Source organism: Cerasicoccus frondis, from assembly GCA_031296915.1.
GTDB lineage: Bacteria > Verrucomicrobiota > Verrucomicrobiia > Opitutales > Cerasicoccaceae > Cerasicoccus > Cerasicoccus frondis.
Genome location: JAVDPC010000021.1, coordinates 96951 through 118535, shown reverse-complemented (window position 1 = coordinate 118535; position 21585 = coordinate 96951). Strand labels below are relative to the sequence as shown.

The window sequence follows — 21585 nt, the reverse complement described above, 5'->3', positions numbered from 1 at the left end:
AAGTGGACAGCGGACGCAGATCTGATCCTCGGTAAGGTTCAGTATTTATGCAGCGAACTTCGCTGACACCACACTAGGTGTGAGTTTGTGTCTGCTGGTATTCTCGCGGAGAAAGCTGCATTTGGCGGCGAAACGCCCGTGAAAACGCCGCTGGGCTTTCGTAACCGCATTCGAGTGAGATCTCGGTTACGTTTAGCGGCGAGTCTCCCAGTAGCTGGCACGCGCGCGACAGACGAAGCTGAGCCAGGAATTCTCCAGGGCTGATCTGCAAATGCTTGCGGAAACGTCGGGTCAACGTGGCCAAGGACATGCCTGCGTGGCTGGCCATTTGCTCAACATCGACGCCTTCAGCCAGATTGTCGCGGCAGTATTCAATAATATGACTGAAGGCGCGATACTCGGGGGGGAGCCGGTCGGGAGACTCCGTGAGGGGCTGAGAAATACCGGTTGTGCCAACGATTTTTCCGGCTTGGCCACGCACCGGGAGCTTGGTCGTTGATCGCCATTCCACGCCGCCCCAGCGGTTGGTGAGCAGCTCGACTTTGCGCCAGATTGGCTTGCCAGTGCGCATGACTTGCTCGTCATCGGCCATGAAGACGCGCGCGAGCTCGGGGAAATACAGATCGGCGTCTGTTTTTCCGATGATTTCTTCTTTGGACAGCTTGACGCGATCAGCAAATGAATGGTTCAGCCGCCAAATGCGAAGGTTCCGGTCTTTAAACCAGAATAATACGTCGGGAACAACGTCAAATAGGGAAATGACGGTGTTCAGAGTTTCCAGCCCCAGTTGCTCGGGCAGTGCGTCGATTTCGTCGAGCATGATTGAAAATGCAAAGTATTTGCCGTCACTTGCAATTCAAATCACCTGCTTATCTGCTATACTAATGAGACTAACGTTGCCCAATTCATAACCTAAAACCCACTCGAATAATGACCCAGTATTTTGACTGTGACCGCATTGCCTACGAAGGCCCGAAGTCCAAAAATCCGCTCGCTTTCAAGCATTACAGCGCCGATGAGCTGGTGGATGGCAAACCGATGAAGGAACACTTGCGTTTTGCGGCGCCTTATTGGCACGTCATGCGCAATGTATTGGGCGACCCGTTTGGCGGCGGCACCGCGCTCATGTCATGGGATGATGGTTCGGACTCGGTCGATAACGCCCTGAAGCGGGTCGACGTGTTTTTCGAATTTCTCGATAAAATCGGCATCGAATACTATTGCTGGCATGATCGCGACATTGCGCCAGAGCTGGGTAATTTGGCCGCCTCCAATCAGGCGCTCGATGCCGTCGTGGCGAAGCTTAAGGAAAAGCAGAGCGAAACGGGGGTTCAGCTTTTATGGGGCACGGCATGCCTTTTCAGCCACGCCCGCTATGCACAGGGTGCAGCCACGTCACCAGACCTCAACGTCTATGCCTATGCCGCAGCGCAGGTGAAAAAGGCGCTCGATTGCACCAAGGAGCTCGATGGACTCGGTTACACATTCTGGGGTGGGCGTGAAGGCTATGCTTCGCTGCTGAACACCGATATGAAGCGTGAGCTCGATCACCTTGCGGCCTTCCTGCACATGGCCGTTGATTACGCCAAAAAGATTGGTTTTGACGGGCCGTTCTACATCGAGCCCAAGCCACGCGAACCTTCCACGCATCAATACGACAGCGATTCGGCAGCATGCTTGAATTTCCTGCGTGAATATGGGCTTATGGAAAAGTTCCGCCTTAACATTGAAACCAACCACGCCACCTTGGCCGGGCACACGATGGAGCACGAGCTCACCGTGGCCATCAATGCGGGGATGCTGGGCAGCATCGACGCCAACCGCGGCGACACGCTTATCGGTTGGGATACGGACCAGTTTCCGACCGATATATACGGCACGACGCAAGTCATGCTCAAGGTGCTGGAGATGGGTGGCTTCACGACTGGTGGCTTAAATTTCGACGCCAAACGTCGCCGCGAATCCCACGACCCGATCGACCTCATGCACGCGCACATCGGCGGCATGGACGCATTTGCCCGCGGCCTGAAAATCGCCTCCGCTATCCGCAATGACGGCCGCTTGGCCGACTTCGTTAAGCAACGCTACAGCACCTTCGATGGCGAGCTTGGTCAGAAAGTTGAAGCTGGCCAATGCAGCTTTGAAGAGCTGGAGCAAATCGCCCTTGCCAACGGCGAGCCCGCGCTTGCCAGTGGGCGTCAGGAAATGCTGGAGAACCTCATGAACGAGTTCCTTTAGACCGTTGACGAGTAACGTTTCTCGGTGCTCGGCGCAAGGTAGGCGTCGAACAGCATCGCGAGGTTGCGGATGAACAGGCGGCCGATATTGGTGACGTCAAACCCGGTATCGGTCCACTGAATTAAGCCGTCCTGCGCGGGTTCTTCCAGCTGTTCAATCGCAATAGCGAAATGCTGACGAAAATCGATGCGCCATTCGTTCGACAAGGCCTCGAAATCGAGCGACAGGTTGCACATGAGCCGCATGATGACGGCGCTGCGCAGCTTGTCTTCTTCGGTCAATACATAGCCACGCGTGATGGGCAGCCTACCTTCGGATAAGCTTTGGCGGTAGCTGTCCAGGTCTTTGACGTTCTGCCGATAGGCGCCAGAGGACTGCGAGATCGACGAAATGCCGAAGCCGCAAATTTCCACGCCAGCACGCGTGCTGTAGCCTTGAAAATTGCGTTGCAGCGTCTTGTTCTGCTGCGCTATGACGAGCTCGTCATCGGGAAGGGCAAAGTGATCGAGGCCGATGTATTCATAGCCTGCGCCAGTAAGCTTTGTGATGCAAAGTTGGAGCAGGTCGATTTTCTCGCGTGGCGTTGGCATGTCGTAACGCTCAAGGTTTTTCTGAGCGGGCTTCATCCACGGCACATGAGCGTAGTTGAAAATGGCAAAACGGTCCGGCTCCAGCGCGAGCACCGCGTCCAGAGTGCGGTTAAAGCTGTCGCAGTTTTGCAGCGGCAGGCCGTAGATTAAATCGATGTTGGCGGAGGTATAGCCATGATCGCGCAGGAGTTGCATCGCGGCGATGTTTTGCTCGTGCGGTTGCTCGCGGTGAATGGCCTTTTGGACAGCGGGATCGCAGTCCTGCACGCCAAATGAGGCGCGGGTGGCGCCCATGCGGGCAAAGGCGGCCACGTGTTCGGATTCCAGTCGACGCGGGTCCAGCTCGACGGAAATTTCCGCATCGCTGGCAAATTGAAAATGCCCATGGATCAACTGCCCCAGACGGTCAAGCTGAGCGCCAGTGAAAAAGTTGGGCGTGCCGCCGCCAAAGTGCATTTGCACGACTTCACGTCCGGGCTTGAGGCGTTGCGCAAAGAGTGCGAGTTCCTGTTCGATCAGGTCTAAGTAATCATCGGCGCGGTCGCGCTTGAGCGTGGTGATGGTGTGGCAGCCACAGAACCAGCAGAGCGTCTCGCAAAAAGGCAGGTGAAAATACAGCGAAAGCGGTGCGGTCGACGCCTCGGTTGAAGCAAGCACGTCTGCTGGATCTTCGACCGGCGCAAAGTGATTGGCCGGCGGGTAGCTGGTGTAGCGTGGCCCGGGGCGCTGGTATTTTTCGATCAGGGCAAGGTCTGTTTCGCTGAGATCCATGGTATCCCGTTAAATTTAGCCGGAACTAGCTGGATTGCACGTTAAAAGGCTTCGTTGCGCCAATGACACAATTCTGCAAAATTGCCGGTCAACTGGCGCTTTGCATTTGCCATCGGAGACATCGCCTGAATGCTGCACGCTGATATGTCCGCCCAGGCCAAGCGCTTACCATCTGCTGTCGTTTTCGATTTCGACGGAACCATTGCCGATACCTTTAACGACGCCGTGAAGCTCTATAACCGCTTGGCGCCCGTCTACGGTTACAAGCCCGTGAAGCCGGAAGACCTGCCCAGCGCCCGCAATTTGACGATGAAGCAGTTCATCCGCGAGTATGACATTCCGCGGATGAAAATCCCATCGATGGTCCGCGAAGGACGCCGGATTTTTGGCAAGCGCATTGGCGAAATCCAACCCATCGTCGGGATGCCGGAACTTCTCCGTGAGCTGCGTCCTCACGTGGAAACGCTCGGAATTTTGACATCGAATGCGAAAGCCAACGTCAAAGCGTTCCTGCAGAAAGAAGACCTCGCATTTTTCGATTTCATTAGCACCACGAGCAAATTGAGCGGTAAAGCCAAGAATCTTAGGGCCATCCTGAAAACTTTCACACTTGAGCCGGATGAGCTGATTTATATCGGTGACGAGTGCCGTGACCTTAAAGCTGCAGGTAAGGCTGAGGTGCGCTCAGTGGGCGTTACCTGGGGCTTCAATTTGCGCAAAGTGCTCGAAAAGCAAAAGCCCGACCAAGTTGTGGATCAGCCGCTTGAGCTCTTGGCTTGGCTCCGCGATGAAAAGGCTTAGGCGCTGTCTAGGCAGTGTCTGGAAATCAGCACTTGATCCACATTAATACCGACGCGATGGCGATCCGGCTCGAAGAATCCAAAAGATCCCTTCCGAAGTTCCCCGCAGGGACTAGGTCGATTTGGCCCTTTCGAGAAACTTCTCAGTGGGAATAGTTGACGCAGAGAGCTGGCGCTGATTTAAATTAATCATTATTTTGCGGTAGGTTAACGGAGATTAAGAATACATTCATATTGACCTGTTAAACTTAGTGCATGCTTATAGGTACGACTGTGAAAATTCTTCTAGTTGAAGATGATGATGACGTCAGGAAAACCCTGACACGCTCTCTTGAAGAAGAGGGCTTTTCCGTCGAGTGTGAAGTGAACGGGTTGGAAGGGCTTTACCGCGCTGAAAACTGGGATTTCGACATTATTATTTTGGACGTCATGCTGCCCGAGGCAGATGGGTGGGCTGTGCTCAAAAAACTGCGTCGAACAAAGGCTACCCCGGTCTTAATGCTGACTGCGCTTGGGCAACTGGATGACCGTATCTACGGCCTGAATAATGGCGCAGATGACTACATGGCAAAGCCTTACGAAACGCCTGAGCTGATTGCCCGCGTTCGGGCGCTGGCTCGGCGTTCTATGGGGATGGCGGAGAATATAATCGATTTGGGGCGGGTGATCATCGACGTTTCCAGTTATGGGATTACCCTTGATGGAGAGCCAGTTAAGTTAACCGCCGGACAGTTTAAAATCGTTGAGCACTTGGCGCGCAATGCAGGCAAGATTATCAGTCGCGATCAACTGTGTGAAGCGTTGCTTATTGAGGATGAAGAGGCATTCTCCAATGTGCTTGATGTTCAAATTTATAACATTCGAAAAAAACTGGGTAAAGATTTTCTCCAAAATCGGCGGGGAGTCGGCTACATTATTCCCAAACCTTAACAGTGGCTGAGGCGCCTATGATGATTTCGCTCAAGTGGAAAATCCAGGCGTGGCACGCAGTTATCCTTGGTGTCGTCTTATTAATTCTTGGTGTTGCTTTTTATTATAATGAGCGCCAGCACACCTTGAACGAGCTCGACTTTACGCTCGACCAGACGATGCACCCACTGGTGCGTGCTACTGGTATGGCGTCTGGCGGGACTCGTCGGCGTGGTGATGGGCCGCGCAGATCAGGGCCAGATCAAGGTGGAAGGTCCCGGCGTGATGAGGGTTCCCGACGCGATGAAGGGCCCCGACACGATGATAGGTCAAGGGAATTCAGCGAAGCGCCGCCAGAAAATACTGATCTGGCAGCGGCGGAGCTGCCTGCCTCGGATGGATGGGTGGTTGATAACCGAGCGTTTGTCCCCGGTGGCAATGAGTCCGTAGGAGATGTGTTCAGCGCAACTGGTCCGTTTCACAGCGTCGAGCGGCATTTAGCTTATCTGGGATTTTACTGCATTACCTGGAATGGGCGAACGGGGGAAATCTTTTATCGTTCGGAGAACGCGCCCCAGATTGACACACCTCCTCAGGCAAGAGGATACCTGAAGCGAATCCGGGATGGTCATTATCGGGAAATGTTTTACGGCAACCCCACGGCGCCTGTTCTGGTGGGGTTTGATTTAGAATCTGTTTATGCTGATCTGGCTTTGTTGAGATGGAAAATTGCTGGCAGTGTTCTGGTTATCTTTATTCTGGGAGTGACGATTGGTGGTTGGTTCGTCTCTCGATCTCTGGTTCCGTTTAGGGTGATTGAGCGCACCACCGGGTTGATCGCCAAGGGAAATCTTAAAGAGCGAATACCCGAAGGTGCGGGGGGCAATACGACGGAACTCGTCCACATGACGGATAACCTCAACCATACATTTGTGAAGTTGGACGATTTATTCGAACGGCAGATCCGTTTCACTGCGGATGCTTCACACGAGTTGAGGACACCGCTTACCACGCTCATGGCGCAGGTGGATCTGGGGCGCAAACGCAAGCGCACCGTTGAAGAACATGAGGAGATTCTTGATGCGTGCGACCGATCTGTGCGGCGGATTAAGCGCATTACGGATGATTTGCTGGAGCTGACGCATTATGACTCTGGTCGCTTCAAACTGGAGTTGGAGCCATTGCCGCTGGATCAACTCATGGATTGCCTGGCGGAGGATTTGGAGGCGATCATCTCGAAGAAAGGCTCTAAATTTAAGTTGGATCTTCAGCCTGTGCGGGCCACCTTTGACCCGTTTCGACTGGAGCAAGTCGTAACCAACTTGGTCAACAACGCCTTGCAGCATAATGCCTCCCCAGTGACGATCACCCTTCGCACCATAGCTGAAAAAGACTATGCGCGTATCGATGTGATTGATAACGGCAAAGGGATTCAACCGGATAACTTGAAGCGACTGTTTGACCGTTTTTTCCAAGAGAGTCGTTCGCGCACGGTTCAGCGGAGTTTAAATGTCGGCCTTGGTTTATCCATTTCCAAGGCAATTATCGAGGCGCACGGTGGCTCACTGGAGGTTACCAGCATTCCGAATGTTGAAACCGTGTTCTCCATTTTCTTGCCGTATGGAGAACTTAATCATGAGCAAGCGGATCTTGAACTGCTTGCTCATTGAGTGCTGAACGATGCTTTTCTGCCAATAGAACGTAGCCGTCGCCTTGGTTGCGGGGCCTTTTTTCAGGTAAATGGGGTGGCGACCGAGAGAATTATATTAATTTAGTGTCATATTTTAAGAATCCTTTCATGTCGCGCATGTATAATGCGCGCCATGTTTCTTTCTTCGCAACAGTCAGTTCGTTTCTTTAAAAGCCTAATTGGGATTATTTCATTGGGCGCCAGTGCATCCCTGTATGGCACGAACTGGACAGGTGCTACAGATAACTCTTGGTCCTTACCGACAAACTGGAATCCGTTCGTGCCGCCGAGTTATCGGGACGATGTTTACGTGGATGTAAACACTGGAACCATCACGATCAGCAGCGGTGTGTCCGCTGAGACGAATAAGTTTTATTTCGGCGGCAGCAATGACACCTACGGTTTGATATTGGGGAATGGTGGCACGGCGTCGTTCACCACGCATGGTATCGCGGAAGTCGGATATCAGAACAGTGCTGATGCGACAGTTCAGCTCCGATATTTTTCGACTTGGGATGCCGATAGTATCCTTATCGGAGCGCTTAATGCTACTGGTAAGGTTCGGGTTTACGAGGGGTATTTGGATGTAGATGATTACATTTCACTCGGCGGCAATCTATCGGCCAGTGGTTATCTCGAAGCGGAAAGAGAATCTACCGTGGACGTTGGGGGCAATTTGAATGTCGGACTGTATGGCTACGGAAATGTGGAACTGGACGAGGCGGAAGTGACCGTGGGCGGCCTCATGCGGCTGGGCTACGGTGGCAGTGGTTCCGAGGGCTTCGTGAATGTGAAGAACAACAGCACGTTGAACGTTACTTCGGACGATTTAATCATTGGTAACGAGGGGAAGGGCACCTTCTACCTCGGGATTAACTCCAGCGTTTTTGCCAATGCGGATGTGTATGTGGCGAATCGGGCGGGCTCGGATGGTGAGCTGCGCCTCAACGAAGGCAGCAGCTACTTCGAGGCGGGCAACTTGTATGTGGGCGGCAAATACAGCGCCGATCCCACGGTGTGGTCCTTTGGCGAAATCGAGGTGAGCGGGAACACGCGATTGGGCTATGGTGCTACGATGACTTTGTTAAATGAAGCCAGCTTCATCACGGATACGGCGGAGCTATGGCCATACGGCGGCGATGCGACCTTGAGCGTTTTTCAGTCGGATGATCTTACTGTATTCAGGATTGGAACGTTGACGGTCGGTGATCCATCGAACCCCGGAGGCACTGCCTACATTAACTTGGGCAACCATGACGGTGTCTTTGCCATCGGCGACGAGGCTGACAGCTACACGACGCCTGCCAACCAAGTCAGCATCGTCGGCAGTAGCGGCGCCTCCAATGTAACCATTATCGACGAGACCACACTCGTCATTGAAGGTGGGGCAATGGGCATTGGCAGCGTCTCGGGATTGGCGGGCGAAGTTTTGGTGAATCATGGCGCGACGCTGCGGCTGGCGGAATCGGTGGACTACCTAACCATCGGAGAAAACGGCGGCGCGGGCACCTTGAATCAGATCGGGTCGGGCAGCCTGGATTTTGATGGCCCGGTTTACGTGGGCGACGGTAGCTCGAGCACGGGCCTGTGGGCGAATGCCCGGGGAACGGCGGGCAGTGTCCATGCCGGCTCCATTGGCTATGGGGAATTGCAGCTCTTTAGTGGCCTGCTCGCGGTGACGGATGAGTTTGAGATCGGCAGTGGCAATGGTATTGGCAGCGGCAAGCTCATCGTCGATGACGCGGAGTTAACGGTTGGCGGTTACTTTACGCTGTATGCGAATGCAGCCTCCGAGGTGACCGTTCAAAACGAAGGCAGCTTGCAAATTACGGATTCGCTAACGGTCGCGAACCGGAACTCCGCGGGCTCGACGTTTACCGTCCAGTCCACGGATGGAACGTTCTCCAGCGTCAGCATTGGGCAGGATTGTTTGGTGCAACAACACAGCACGTTTTCCATCGACGCGAACAGCCAGGTCTTGATCGGCACCGGCGATACGAGCGACCTCAGTGGCGGGGCTTATGTGCTGGTGTCGAATGCAGACGTGTCGGATGTCAGCACGTTGTCGGTGGACAATGGGCAAGCGACGATCTCGCCCGCATTGCACGTTGGGCGGTTGTTTAATGAGTTGGGCAAACTGGAGATTTTGAATGCCTCGGGTTCGCTGACCACCGAGAGCGCGGTCAACCTTGGCTTGGCGGGCGACGCGATTGTTGAGATCGATGGCGGCGCGCACTGGCAGGCCAATGGAGGCAGCTTCGCGATGGGAGACAGTAGCAATTACAGCAACTCAGGCTCAGCCTCGATAGCGTTGACAAACGGCTCCTCGCTCGCTGTCCAATCGGATATGGTGCAGTATGGCAATTACGTGTCCGTTTCGCTGGATTCCGCCAGCCAGCTATCGATCTCGGATGACGCCTACTTCGGTTGCTTATTAACGGCGACCACTGCCGATGTCACACTCGACGCGTCCGCGCTGACCCTGGGGGGCGACTTACACTTGGGCGATCTGGGCTTTGGTTTTGCGACCCTGTCGAATGAAAGCACCCTGGATATGGACGGCACGGTTTACGTGGGGGGCAATGGCGGACATGGCGAATTGACGTTTAACGCCAGTGGCGACGTGGATGGCCTGCCCGGCGTGATTCTCGCCGGTGGGTCCAGTGGGACGAACGGTTTTTTAAACCTCTACAACGGCTCCGATGTCGCGGTGAGGCAAGTGATGGTCGGTGAGTATGGCAACGGGTACGCCTATGTGTCGGGCAGCCTCCTGACCATCGAGGATTCGGATACCTCGGAGTTGCGCATTGGAAATTATGAAAACTCGACCGGCACTGTGGAGATTTACAACGGTGGCGAACTGCGCTACGAGAATTTAACCGATTACCGAGCCACCATCGGCCGGTCTGGCGTGGGCAAAATGCGGGTCAGCGGGACAGGCTCCAAAGCTTCGTTTAGCTGCGCTGTTCGCATGGGGAACGGCAGCACGAGCACCGGCTCGGAACTCACGGTGGAAAACGGTGCAGAATTTTACGGAACAACGCTGCAGGTTCGGAATGGCGCATTGGGCACAGCCACTGGCGAGGGAACGTTGGTGAGTTTATCGGGGAAGCTAAATCTCAATCACGCCTCTGGATCGAATCAATTTACGGTCGACGCTGGCGCCATCCTTAAGGTCGATAACCTTCACCTCAGTAGCATCAATACGTTCGAAATGCTGAACGGCGCGACTCTGTATGCGATGTCCGTGATCGGCGACCTGACCAATACTTCCGGCATCTTCAGCCCGGGTGCCTCACCCGCCGCCGTGACCGTGGAGGGCGATTATCAGCAGCTTTCGTCGGGGGAGCTGCTCCTCGAATTGGGCGGCACGACTGCCGGAACGGAATACGACGTCTTAACGATTACCGGAAGCGCCACCCTGGCTGGCGCCTTGACCGTCGAACTGATCGACGATTTCACGCCGAGCGGCGGCGATGTGTTCACCGTGCTGAACTATGCATCACTGGTCGATAACGGTGTTTCGCTCAGCCTGCCGGATCTGGATGCGGGGCTGGAGTGGGCCATTGACTGGGGCGCTACGAGCCTCACGTTGACGGTTGGTTATTCCGCTGACTTGACCGGCTTTCGCCTGGAGTATGGCCTGGCCGAAGATGGCTCCGACGACAGCGCCGACTGGTCGGGCAACGGCTTGGAGAATATTCTCTATTTCGCATTTGATCTGGGCGACCCAAGTGTCGCGATAGTCAACGAAGCCTACTTGCCGACTTACGACATGGATGAGTTGGGCGATGTCTATTTTCGCTACGTGAGGCTGATCGATTCCAGCGAGGTCACCTACACGGTGTATGGCAGTTACGACCTGAGCACGTGGGTGGATATCTTTGCTGAAGGTGCAGACCCGGCGCCAACCTATGGTGAAGTGGCCGCCATCGACGATGACTACGAGTATGTCTATATGGTCTTTGAAGGGGAGGGCGATCCGGTCTTCCTCTACGTCGACGTCGAGACCAGGGAGGAGGCCGCGAATGAATAAAGTGCTCTAGTTCTTCAAACTCGCCAACAGACTATCCAATTCTTTTCCAACAGCTGCTTGGGTGAAATGCTGATCGATCACATCGATGCCCTGGTGAATGGTCTGTTCCCAGATAGCTTGAGAGTGATACAGCTGGACCACCGCTCGGGCAAAGTCTTCAGCGGAATGCGTCACCCGAATGCCTGCTCCAGGGGGCATGTTTAATCCTTCGGCGGCAATTTCGGTTCCGACAACGGGCGCACCATGGCAAATGCTTTCCAATACTTTGCCTTTGATGCCGGCGCCAAAGCGCAGGGGCGCGACTGTGATGCGCAGCCCTTGTAAGCACGTCGCCAAGTCCTCCACATAGCCAAGTCGTTTCATATTGGGAGTTAGGGCTATTTTATCATCATCCAGCGGACCGTTCCCAATGATCGATAGTTGCAGATCAGGCGCGAGTTCAAGGCAGCGGGGCCAGAGCTCATCGCAAAGCCAGTGCACCGCATCGGGGTTGGGCGTGTGGTGATATGAGCCAATGAACGCCAGGCCGGAGCGCGCGGTGAAGCCTGGCGTTTTCAATGGTCGAGGGTGAACGTTGGGCACGGTGAGAATGCGTGCCTGCGGCGCCAGTTGTTGCAAGGTTCTGGCTTCGTCCTGACTGATCGCCAAGGTGAAGTCAGCTTGGGTCGCGAGTTGAATTTCACTGCGCTTCGTGGCCATTGCGCGCAGCAGTTGCCGCTGATTTCTCATGACTTTGGCTTCGCGAAAATAACGCACATGAGCAAGGTCTACGGTATCAAATACTTGGCGTGTGCCCGGGCACTTTTCCCGGATGAAGCCCATGGATTGTTCAGCAGCTAGGTAGCTATCGTGCCAGACTATGTCATACGGGTGATGTTGAACATTTGCTTGCCAATTGGTTTCGGCGATGGCGAGGCCATGCTGGCGCCATTGCTCTATTCGCTCACTAATGGAGCCAGCATCCATTGTTCGAAATTCTCGATGCAGGGGCAAGAGAGTGACTGACACCCCGCGCTGACGGAGCAGGTCTGTGATGTGCTGCAAGCGGCGCGCCGCGCCTTCGTAGCGGGGGTCAGGGACGATGACTGTGGTGATGGCCAGACGCATCAGGCAGTGGCGGCTCCTGGGCTAACGCGTCGTAGTGCGCGCTTGGAAAGATCACCCGCGAGGGATTCATCGTCAGCTAATGAAAAGTGGTAACGCAGGTAATGGCGTGAAAAGCGCAGCTTCGTCCATGGAGATTCTTTTTCCGATACTTCGCGGTATAAGGAATAGCTGGTTTGGATGTATGGCCAGATGCCCGCATCTCTTTTCTGCGGTGTATAGTCTTCGCGCAAGTCTTCGAGGCGTCCCGAATATTCCTCGACAAACGGCAGCTCCCATTCGGGTCGCAGTGCGTGGATGAATCGAAAAGCGGGGCCCAACTTTTTACGAAATTCCCCACCTGGACATAAGGACAAAAAGAGATCCCAGTCGATCTCGGCTTTGTCTAGGATTTCGATGGAGTCAGCCACCCAGCGAATCGGAGAAGTCGGGTTGGGAGACAGGCCATGGTGTAGGACACCTAGCAAATCGACTTCGGCGCATGGCGTTAAAATCTGCATGCCCCGGAAGTCATGTTTGGTCGCTCGGTTCCAGACTGCAGGCAAGTCGCCGCGTATGCGACCAGGGAGGCAGCGCCAGTGAATGTCGATTTCAAATGAGTTTGCATCTTCCCAACCTTGGCTGGAGCGCACATGGCGGTAGGAGTTGGATACCGGGATCTGCGGATTGAAGCCACAGCTGGCAATGATGTTGCAAGCACGCTCGTAGTCCTTGAAGGGGACTGATATGTCCCAATCGTTCATTGGGCGCAGGCCGATGTCCTGATAGTATTTGATGACTAGGGAGAGGCCTTTGATGTAGAGCACCGGGATGCCTGCTGCTTCCAAAGCTTCGACGACGCCACGGAGACGATGAAGCGTGAGGTTGTTGCGGTAAATGGTGTAGCGATATTTACTTTTGAGCCGTGGCATCGAGGCGTCATCTGGTCGCTCATTTTTCAGCCGTCGGTACAAGAGGGGAAGCATGCGCAGCATGCCGGAATCAGTGGTGTCAATGTCAGTCGCCTTGCGCCAGCGTTCAAGCGCATCATCATCACCTTGATAGATGGCGAGTAATATATCCCAATGCTCGCCCTTGGGCCAGTAGCCATAGGGGTTTAGCCAGCTTGCCGGTTCGTTTGGTCGAATGAGTGGTTTCATGGCTCTTATGTGTCTTTCTGCTTCTTGCGTTTGATTGATTCGCGCAAAAAAAGAAACATGCTTTTCCGCATATAGTCGTGCTGTTTCATTGCATTACTGCCGTGTATGCGACGGATGAACAATGGCTCTTCCAGGGTAATATGGGGAGCCTCATGATCAAATGAACGCAGGAACCAGTCGATATCCACGCCTACGGCAACGTCTGTGCGAAAACCGCCTATTTGGTTAAATGCCGATTTGCGCGCGAGCAGGGCGCTGGGAAAGTAAGCGCCGATTTGCTCTGTTTTTTCGGTCAGCGCCCATTCGGTGTCCTCTGTGCCGGGTTCGATTTTTATTTTCACCCGACACAGCGCAAACTGCCGTTCTGGATCGGCTTGTAGCGCCTCAACTTGCTTGGTTAACTTTTCGGGAACCCAGCAATCATCATGGTCCAAAAACGCGATGTAGTCGCCGCTTGCTTCCTGGATGACTCGGTTGCGCGCCGCGCCTTCTCCCTGATTTTCCTGCTGGATGAGACGTATTTGTGGATAGCAGCAAGCAATATCAGGCGTTGCGTCCGTGGAGCCATCGTCGACTACAATAATTTCCTGCGGAACATAAGTTTGTGCGAGGACGCTTTCGATGGCTTCGCTGAGAAAATCTTCTCCATTGTAAACGACAATGCCGGAAGTGACAGTAGGTTGGCTCATGATCAGTAATGCTTTGCAGTGCAAAGTTTCTTTGAGTGTAGCGGCTCTAACTGGGATTAGGCGAAGGGTGAGGTGAGTGGTCGTCGGCTGGTGAGAAATCTTTGTTTTGCATGGCGCGTCGCCGTTTGATGGATTGCAGCAGGATGGCGGCCATGTCTTTGCGTTCGCTATGATCTTTGCGACTCATGTTGGAAGCATGAATGCGGCGGCGGGCTAACACGTCCGGCAACATGGCTTCGCCAATGCCGAGTTCTTTGGCGCGGGCATACCAGTCGATGAAGTCGCCCACACGCCATTTTCGGTCAAACTTTCCCACGCGGTCAAACACGCTGCGATGCATGAGGAGGGTGGATTTTATGGCGCCGGGCAGGATAGTGTTTTCGAGGACTATCTTGGCTTTTTCTTCGGAGGATAGATCTGGGCTGATGAACTGCTCAAGGTGCGTAAACACGCAGGTGTGCTCTGCCGCCTTGCCGAGTTGGTTGAGGCGCTCAACTTGACGGGACAGTTTCTCGGGCAACCAGAGGTCGTCTGCATCCAAAAAAGCAACCCACTCACAGCGGCATTGTGCGATTCCATGGTTGACCGCATCTGAAATGCCCAGGTTGGTTTCATGATGGATTATGCTTGCTCCATGCGCGCTTGCGATGTCTCCCGTCGCGTCGGTGGAGCCATCGTTGACGACGATAATTTCTGCGGGAGAAAAAGTCTGCGCATGCACACTCGCCAGCGTCTCCGCGAGGTATTTTTCCGCCTGGTAAGCCGGGATGAGAACAGAGATGTCGATGCTCATGATGCGGCGATCTTTTGCTGTTTCTTGCGCTGGATGGAGGCGCGTATGCTCTTAAATATGATTTCCTTCATCTGCTCACGCTCGCGGATTGAGTTGCCGCTGTGGACGCGCCGGACAGCCAGTTGCTCTTCGATCATGATGTGCTTGAGCTTTAAGTCGAAGGCTCGGTTGAACCAATCAAAGTCCGTGCCCGCTTTGAAGTCTGTCTGAAAGAAGCCAACTTTAGCAAACGTAGCCTTGGGAGCAATGAGGGTGCTGGGAAGAAAACCGCCTACTTTTTCCGTTTTCTCGACAAGCGCCCAGGGGGCATCTTCTGATCCGGCTTGGATTTGCACCTGGATGCGTGAAAGCGCGAAATCAATTTCCGGGTCGGCTTCCAGCGCTGCGACTTGCTTCGCTAATTTCTCCGGGCGCCACTTGTCATCGTGATCGAGAAATGCGATGTACTTACCTTGTGCTTCCTGGATGATGCGGTTGCGCGCAGCGCCTTCACCCTGATTGGTTTGTTGGATCAACCTGACGCCCGGATATTGGGCAATGATTTCCGGTGTCTTATCCGTGGATCCATCGTCGACGATGATGATCTCCTGTGGCGAGTAGCTTTGATCCAGAATGCTTTCAATAGTCTCGGCGATGAAGGCCTCTGCATTGTAGGCGGCAACTCCAGAAGTGACAAGTGGTTGGTCCATATTAAACGGTTGGTGTTAAGAGGTGCTCTTTGAGAAGGGAAGCGTTGGCGCTCAAATCAGGACCAACGCGAAAGCAGAAACAGGGCAACTCCGCCACTAGTTGACTCAGCTTTTTAAAGACATTCTGCCTGTTGGTGGGAATTTGAAAAATCGTGCTCGGAGCCAATGCCCTTAGCATGGCGGCCTTGCTCATTGGCTCGATGCGTGGTCCATTGGCGTCGATCATCGGATGCATGATCGCACACAGCTGGCTTTGCCGCCTGAATTGCGCGGCGAAGTCGGTTTCGAGGTAGATGACACGTTTGTTTGTTTCTTCGGTCACGCCGAGTTCGTGGCATTCACAATCCGTTAGGCCAAGCATTGGCAAACGTCCCTGATCTATTTTTGCGGCAGTGGACAGAGCATGAACCGTGGGCTGCTTGCCCGCTTGGACCAGTGTGTAGTCATCGCCGAGGAATTCCATGCCGTGGGCGAGGGCAGAGAGTGAGGTGGTGGATTTCCCGCTGCCGCCTTTGCCCACTAAGAGAACGGCGCGGCCATCAATGCCCACGGCGCCAGCATGGGCGAGCAGACCCGGGTTGCCTTCTCCAAGCCAGGCGATGACGTAGCGCAGTGGGAAGCTGGATTCCCAGTGGGGGAGCTGCCGTGCGTCTTTCGTCCAAAACAAGCCCCAGCCCTGTTGGCGGTCGAACAGATAAAGCGCGCGTGAGCCGGATTGCCAGACGGCCTTGCGGTCTGCTTCGTGCAGGCCATGGATCACGCCTTGAACGCCAATGTCTTCCAACTGGCAGGGAAGCTCCGGCATGGGAAACCCTGACGTCGCTTCGTCGAGGTAGTAAAATTGGAAAGCTTCTTTGTGAGGCGTTGGGTCCGCGAAGAGTCGCCATGCCCGTCCCATGCGCTCCTGCATCTCATTGGAGCCAAAGGTTGCGGTGATCGGCGGCATCGCCTGATCAAATGAGCGGCTTAACGTCGCGCAGGCTTGACGGGTAGTGAACCGCTGAATGGATTCGATCGTTTGCTCAAAGAAACCAGTTTCGACTGGTGCTGCCATCATCCAACCTAGCTTACACTGTCTTCGCGTCGATGAGGCCAGCCAGCTTCCTCGACTTCATGTATCGGGTCGAGCATCAGCAGGTCTTTCATATCGGTGTAGCACTCCAAGTTGAATTTTTCGCAACTTGCTGGGAGGTCCTCGCTTAGGGGCGCCTCCGCTGCGGGCGCTTCTGCCTCGCACAATAAGCCAGCATCACCCAAGGAGGCGATTAACGTGCTGATTTGCTCATCAACGTTTGCCTCGGGAAATTTGCTTTTAAGGACATTGACAACTGCGTCTTTGGAGGCGCCGGCGATCAGGTTGTTCCAGGCGTACGCCCCTGCTTCTTCCAAGCTGTAGTAAGCGCCGGTGTCGATATCGATGATCACCACTTCGCCATCCATCGATTCTGTGACAATGTCCGGACCTTTTTTACGGTAGTAGATTGTAGGCATGACCTTATAACAGTGACAATGGAACGTATTGACAAGATATTATCTTATAATGGGGGAGGAGAGCGCTTTTAGCTAATCGATAGATTCGGCCTGAGTGGGGCAGGTACCTCGGTTGCTGCTTGTGGTTGCCTGGTGGTGGATGGCGCCTCTTCGTCACCCCGCTGGATGAAACTAGCCCGGTAGGGACACCGGGCTCCACCTTTTCGCCAAGACCCACTGGTGTTTTCTGCCGCAACCCTCTGGTCGGTTGTGGCGGAACCCTTAGGTGTTTTGTGGCGCAAAACACTGGTTGGTTGTGTTGGAAAACACTGGTTGGTTGTGGCGCAAAACACTGGGGCATTCTGTCAGAAAACACCAGTGGGTTTTGTCAGTTTGCCCCAGTGTTTTCTGTTAAAAACCACCAGTGGGTTTGGCAATAAACACCTGAAAGCGCTCTAATTAGCCAAACGAACTTCGCTTGAGCGCATTTTTGTGGTCAAATGACCATTTCAAACTGCCGCGCTCGCTCCGCTGTGCTGGAGGCTGAAATTTGGCATCGGGACAGATTAACCGGATTCGATTAGACTTTTTTGACGCTGCTTCAGCGCTCGCTAAGGAAATCTTCATATTCCGTCGGTATAATGCGCCGATGTTTCGCTGTATCGGCACACAACGAGGCGCCAAGGCTGGCCTCATTTCCTTACTATTACTGGGCGCTTCCACTTCGCTGCAGGGCCTTGTATATACATGGTCGGGCGGTGGTTCGAACGGATACTGGAACAATCCCGCGAATTGGTATAGTTTATCTGTGCCCTCCTTCAACGCAGATGTCTTTTTCGATGCGCCGGTTAGCGGAACGGTGGAAATCCTGGCGCATCAGTCGATCAGCGTGAACACCCTGTATTTGGGCCGTGTTTACGATACTCCTACCCTTGCCGTCGGCTCGGATGGCAGCGCGACATTCACTACGGCAAGCGTGGCCGAGATTGGCTCTAGGAATAATGCGGATGCGACCCTCATAATTGATAACGACTCTACCTGGTACGCGCACAAAATCCTCATCGGCAATTACAATGCGACTGGTACGGTAAGCATCATCGATGGTCTCTTGGATGTGGATGACTACGTTACCATAGGTGCTGAACTCCAATCGGTTGGGTACTTGACTCTCGACAAAGATCTGACTTCCGCCACGGCAGAAATTGCCGCTAACCTGAATGTCGGCCTTTATGGTGAAGGAACGGTTGAGCTGCAAGATAGCGCGGAAATGACGGTCGGGGGACTGTTGAGGTTGGGCATTATCGGCAGCGATTCATATGGTAAAATTTTACTTTCTAATTCTACCCTCAACGTGACCTCGAATGATATCTATGTGGGCGATCAAGGAGTTGGAAAAATCTCTATCACGGGCGATGGTAGCTTATACGCGAGCCACGACGTGTATGTGGGCCGCCAGAGCGGATCGGATGGTGATCTATTAATCGCTAGTGAAGATTCCTACATGCAGGCTGCCAATCTAACAGTAGGCGGTACGGCGACCGCCTCAGCGAACAGCGCGGCTGTGATACAGGTTTACGGCACGCTCGACGTGGTTGGCGTCACGCGTCTCTGGAATACCGCCGACTTTCAGGTTATTGAACAAGGTTCGTATACCACTGACAATTTGGTAGTCAGCCCGGGAGGTGGGGAGTCGAAATTTTCTCTTAAAGGCTTAGATGAAACCACCATACATATTGGCGCGATGACGGTTGGCGATGCGACCAATGGCGACGGGACCGCGACATTTGCTTTAGCCGACAGAAAAACCAACTTTGCCATTGGCGATGAAGCGAGCAGCTACTCGACCTGGGGCAACCAAATCAATGTGGTGGGTAGCAGTGGCGTCACGAACGTCACGGTAGAGGAAGACGCCACCTGGAGGATTGAGGACGGGTCGGTGAGCATCGGCAGCGTGTCCGGCTTGGCGGGTAAAGTGCTGGTGGAAGACGGCGGCACACTGCTACTGGCGGATTCCAACGAAGCCCTAGTCATTGGAGATGATGGTGGAACCGGAACCCTGACGCATGCCGGAACGGGGAGTGTGAGCCTGGGCGGCAGTGTCACTGTTGGCGCGGTTAGCGGCAGTGTTGGCTATTGGGAAAACGCTCAAGGCTCGGCGGGGAGCGTCCGAATTGGTCAAGACGGCTACGGCGAAGTAACGATCTCCAGTGGGACGCTGGCGGTGACGAATGGGTTTGATATCGGCGATGAAGGCTCAGGCAGTGGGAAGCTGACGGTGGACGACGCCACGCTCACCGTGGGAACGGACTTCAGCATAATCGTTGACGCACTCTCGGAAGTGCTGGTGCAGAATGGGGCGTCGTTTCAGGTCGCTGGCGACCTGTCTTTGAGTCTGCATGATAACCAGAACTACGACAGTGAGGCTTCGACCTTCAGCGTGGAGTCGACTGATTCCATCCAAAGCAGTCTTACGCTGGAGGGAAATCTTCTCGTTGGTGAAAATGGTTCCTTCTATGTCAGTGATAACAGCAACGTGATTATTGGCAACGGGTCAACGTCTGGCTTGCCCACCACTGGATACGTACTTGTCTCTGGTACTGGCGTTACGCCAGAAATATATTTGGACGGCACGGTGACTCTGGATGAAGCATTCTACGCTGGTTGGAATAGCGGCGAATACGGTGGAATTGAAGTCAGTGGGGAGATTGAAGGTTCGTTTACTACGAATGCTGACGTTCACTTGGGGGAGTATGGCGAATCCTCTGTAAATTTTGACGTTACAACTTGGAATGCTAACGGAAGCGCACTCTACCTCGGCTACCAAGGCGGAGTCGCTGATCTGTATTCCAACGCATTCATTGATGTCTCTGGAGATCTTTATGCTGGCGCCGCTGGCGGTGTCGTGGACATTGAGATGACCAGCAACTTCTCAGTAGGAGGAAAGAGCTATTTGGGGCAGAGCGGCGCACTGACAACTCTGTGGATTTACAGTAATGCCGGGTCCCTTAATTTTGGTGATGACTGCTATATCGGAGATAATGCGACCGGCCAGATTGATCTGAACGATGGTGCGTTGCTCACCTCTACAGGCTCAATTTATGTAGGTCTTAATCAGAATGGTGTAGGAGTGTTAAACATGGGATTCTACGCGACATCGGGGAGCCTGCCCGGTATTATTCTAGGCAGCGGTGACGGCAGTGCGAGCGGGACTTTAACGGTCTCATATTTGAGCGCTGTCAAAACTTCCCAGCTCTACGTTGGCTCCGTCGGCTACGGAAAGGTGGTCGTCCAGGACTCCGATGAATACGGTGACTATTCTAGCCTGACCATTGAAAACACTGGCGCGTCACGCTTCGAGGTGGCTTCGGTGAAATATGCTTCCGGTGATGTGGAAATCACCGATGGCGCGCAATTTGACTACCAGGAAGTCACCGATGATACGGCGATTATTGGGGTGAAAGGCCTGGCCACATTCCTGGTCAGCGGCGCCGACTCCAGCGCCTCCTTCAGCAGTTCGCTAGCCGTGGGGAAAAACCACGATGCAAAGGGGTCGTCCCTCAAGGTAGAAGACGGCGCGGCGTTTTATGGGACGACCGTTTACGTGCGCAATGCGTCCACCGCAACGTTTACCGGCGTCGGAACCATGGCGGACATCTCCGGTTCACTCATTACGGGGAGCTCGGCTGGTAATGGCATTTACCTCGACGATGGAGCGGCCTTGTCAGTGGGGGGCACGCTCCAAATCGGAACCAATGCGACCTTCAAACTGGCTAATGGCGCGACCTTGAAGGCGATGGATGTTCTGGGGAATTTGACCAATACTTCGGGCATCTTCAGCCCGGGCGCCTCACCGGCTGCGGTGACCGTGGATGGGGATTATCAGCAGAGCTCCTCGGGGGAGTTGGTGCTGGAGCTGGGGGGAACCACCGCCGGCACGGAATATGACGTGCTGACCGTCACCGGAACCGTTACCCTGGCGGGCGCTTTAACCATCGACCTGATCGATGATTTCACGCCCAACGTCGGCGACTCCTTTACGGTGCTGAATTACACTACACTGGTCGATAACGGGGTTTCACTTAGCCTGCCGGACTTGAGCGACGGCCTGGCGTGGAGCAGTGATTGGGGGTCAACCAGCCTGACCCTCACGGTCGGCTACTCGGACGATATGGCAGGATTCCGCACTGAGTATGGCTTGGCCGCCGACGGTTCGGATGACGATTTGGATTGGTCTGATAACGGCCTGGAGAACATTCTCTACTATGCGTTTGGCCTGGGTGACCCAAGCAGCGAGACCGTGAATGAGGACTACTTGCCGAGCTTTAGTGTGGATAGCTCGGGCGCTGTTTTCTACAGCTTCGTGCGGCTCATTGATTCCAGTGAGATCGTCTACACGGTTTACGGCAGCTATGATTTGGAAGCATGGGTAGATGTGTTGGCTGATGGGGCGGACCCCTCACCAGATGCGGGTGATATACGCCCCATCGATGATGACTACGAAGAAGTAATGACAGTGTTCCCTATAGCGGAAGATCCTATCTTCCTCTACGTCGATGTTGAGGTCAGCGATTAAGTCAGAGGTGGGTGGCGGCGCATTTGTTGCAAAAAAGTCATCTAAATAATGGCTTAGAGCCAATCGATCTTAAGTATACACTCATTATTGAGTG

At 54.1% G+C, this 21585-nt stretch carries 15 protein-coding genes; 6 read left to right on the top strand and 9 right to left on the bottom strand.

Annotation, left to right across the window (positions count from 1 at the left end; all coding sequences use genetic code 11):
- Positions 1–73: 73 nt before the first annotated feature.
- A complete protein-coding gene (locus RBB63_RS16230; RefSeq protein WP_309386021.1) occupies positions 74–820 on the bottom strand; it encodes an AraC family transcriptional regulator in 747 nt (248 codons plus the stop codon).
- Positions 821–930: 110 nt separating this feature from the next.
- Between RBB63_RS16230 and xylA the strand changes: the two genes are divergently transcribed.
- On the top strand, positions 931–2238 hold the full coding sequence (xylA, locus tag RBB63_RS16225) for a xylose isomerase (RefSeq protein ID WP_309386020.1): 1308 nt from the start codon (positions 931–933) through the stop codon (positions 2236–2238).
- On the opposite strand, the gene hemN is transcribed toward xylA, so the two are convergent.
- The gene (gene hemN / locus RBB63_RS16220; protein WP_309386019.1) at positions 2235–3599 is read right to left on the bottom strand and encodes an oxygen-independent coproporphyrinogen III oxidase; all 1365 of its coding nucleotides are present in this window, start codon (positions 3597–3599) and stop codon (positions 2235–2237) included. The genes xylA and hemN overlap by 4 nt on opposite strands.
- A gap of 129 nt (positions 3600–3728) precedes the next feature.
- Here hemN and RBB63_RS16215 point away from each other — a divergent pair, with 129 nt between their 5' ends.
- From RBB63_RS16215 to RBB63_RS16200, 4 genes are all read left to right on the top strand, one after another.
- Positions 3729–4400, top strand: a complete 672-nt coding sequence (locus RBB63_RS16215) for an HAD hydrolase-like protein (protein ID WP_309386018.1) — start codon at positions 3729–3731, stop codon at positions 4398–4400.
- A 272-nt stretch (positions 4401–4672) separates the two neighbouring features.
- A complete protein-coding gene (locus RBB63_RS16210; protein ID WP_309386017.1) occupies positions 4673–5329 on the top strand; it encodes a response regulator transcription factor in 657 nt (218 codons plus the stop codon).
- Positions 5330–5331: 2 nt separating this feature from the next.
- Positions 5332–6978, top strand: a complete 1647-nt coding sequence (locus RBB63_RS16205; protein WP_309386016.1) for a sensor histidine kinase — start codon at positions 5332–5334, stop codon at positions 6976–6978.
- 153 nt (positions 6979–7131) lie between these two features.
- Positions 7132–11034: a beta strand repeat-containing protein gene (locus RBB63_RS16200; protein ID WP_309386015.1), complete on the top strand. Its 3903-nt coding sequence runs from the start codon at positions 7132–7134 to the stop codon at positions 11032–11034.
- 6 nt (positions 11035–11040) lie between these two features.
- Here RBB63_RS16200 and RBB63_RS16195 read toward each other — a convergent pair whose 3' ends face one another.
- From RBB63_RS16195 to RBB63_RS16165, 7 genes are read right to left on the bottom strand one after another with little or no spacing between them, the layout of a single operon-like run.
- Positions 11041–12141: a glycosyltransferase gene (locus tag RBB63_RS16195; protein ID WP_309386014.1), complete on the bottom strand. Its 1101-nt coding sequence runs from the start codon at positions 12139–12141 to the stop codon at positions 11041–11043.
- Positions 12141–13277 (bottom strand): nucleotidyltransferase family protein, encoded by a 1137-nt coding sequence (locus RBB63_RS16190; protein ID WP_309386013.1) that lies wholly within the window; start codon positions 13275–13277, stop codon positions 12141–12143. The genes RBB63_RS16195 and RBB63_RS16190 overlap by 1 nt, the downstream gene beginning before the upstream one ends.
- Positions 13278–13282: 5 nt before the next feature.
- Positions 13283–13966 (bottom strand): glycosyltransferase family 2 protein, encoded by a 684-nt coding sequence (locus RBB63_RS16185; RefSeq protein ID WP_309386012.1) that lies wholly within the window; start codon positions 13964–13966, stop codon positions 13283–13285.
- Between the two features lie 46 nt (positions 13967–14012).
- Positions 14013–14759 carry a glycosyltransferase family 2 protein gene (locus RBB63_RS16180; protein ID WP_309386011.1) on the bottom strand — a complete coding sequence of 249 codons (747 nt, stop codon included), beginning with the start codon at positions 14757–14759 and terminating at the stop codon, positions 14013–14015.
- Positions 14756–15448, bottom strand: coding sequence for a glycosyltransferase family 2 protein (locus tag RBB63_RS16175; RefSeq protein ID WP_309386010.1), 693 nt, complete (start codon positions 15446–15448; stop codon positions 14756–14758). The genes RBB63_RS16180 and RBB63_RS16175 overlap by 4 nt, the downstream gene beginning before the upstream one ends.
- 1 nt (position 15449) lies before the next feature.
- Positions 15450–16505 (bottom strand): hypothetical protein, encoded by a 1056-nt coding sequence (locus RBB63_RS16170; RefSeq protein WP_309386009.1) that lies wholly within the window; start codon positions 16503–16505, stop codon positions 15450–15452.
- Positions 16506–16510: 5 nt separating this feature from the next.
- Positions 16511–16939: a PqqD family protein gene (locus tag RBB63_RS16165; protein ID WP_309386008.1), complete on the bottom strand. Its 429-nt coding sequence runs from the start codon at positions 16937–16939 to the stop codon at positions 16511–16513.
- 628 nt (positions 16940–17567) lie between these two features.
- On the opposite strand from RBB63_RS16165, the gene RBB63_RS16160 reads away from it, so the two are divergent.
- Positions 17568–21491, top strand: coding sequence for a beta strand repeat-containing protein (locus RBB63_RS16160; protein WP_309386007.1), 3924 nt, complete (start codon positions 17568–17570; stop codon positions 21489–21491).
- Positions 21492–21585: the final 94 nt, after the last annotated feature.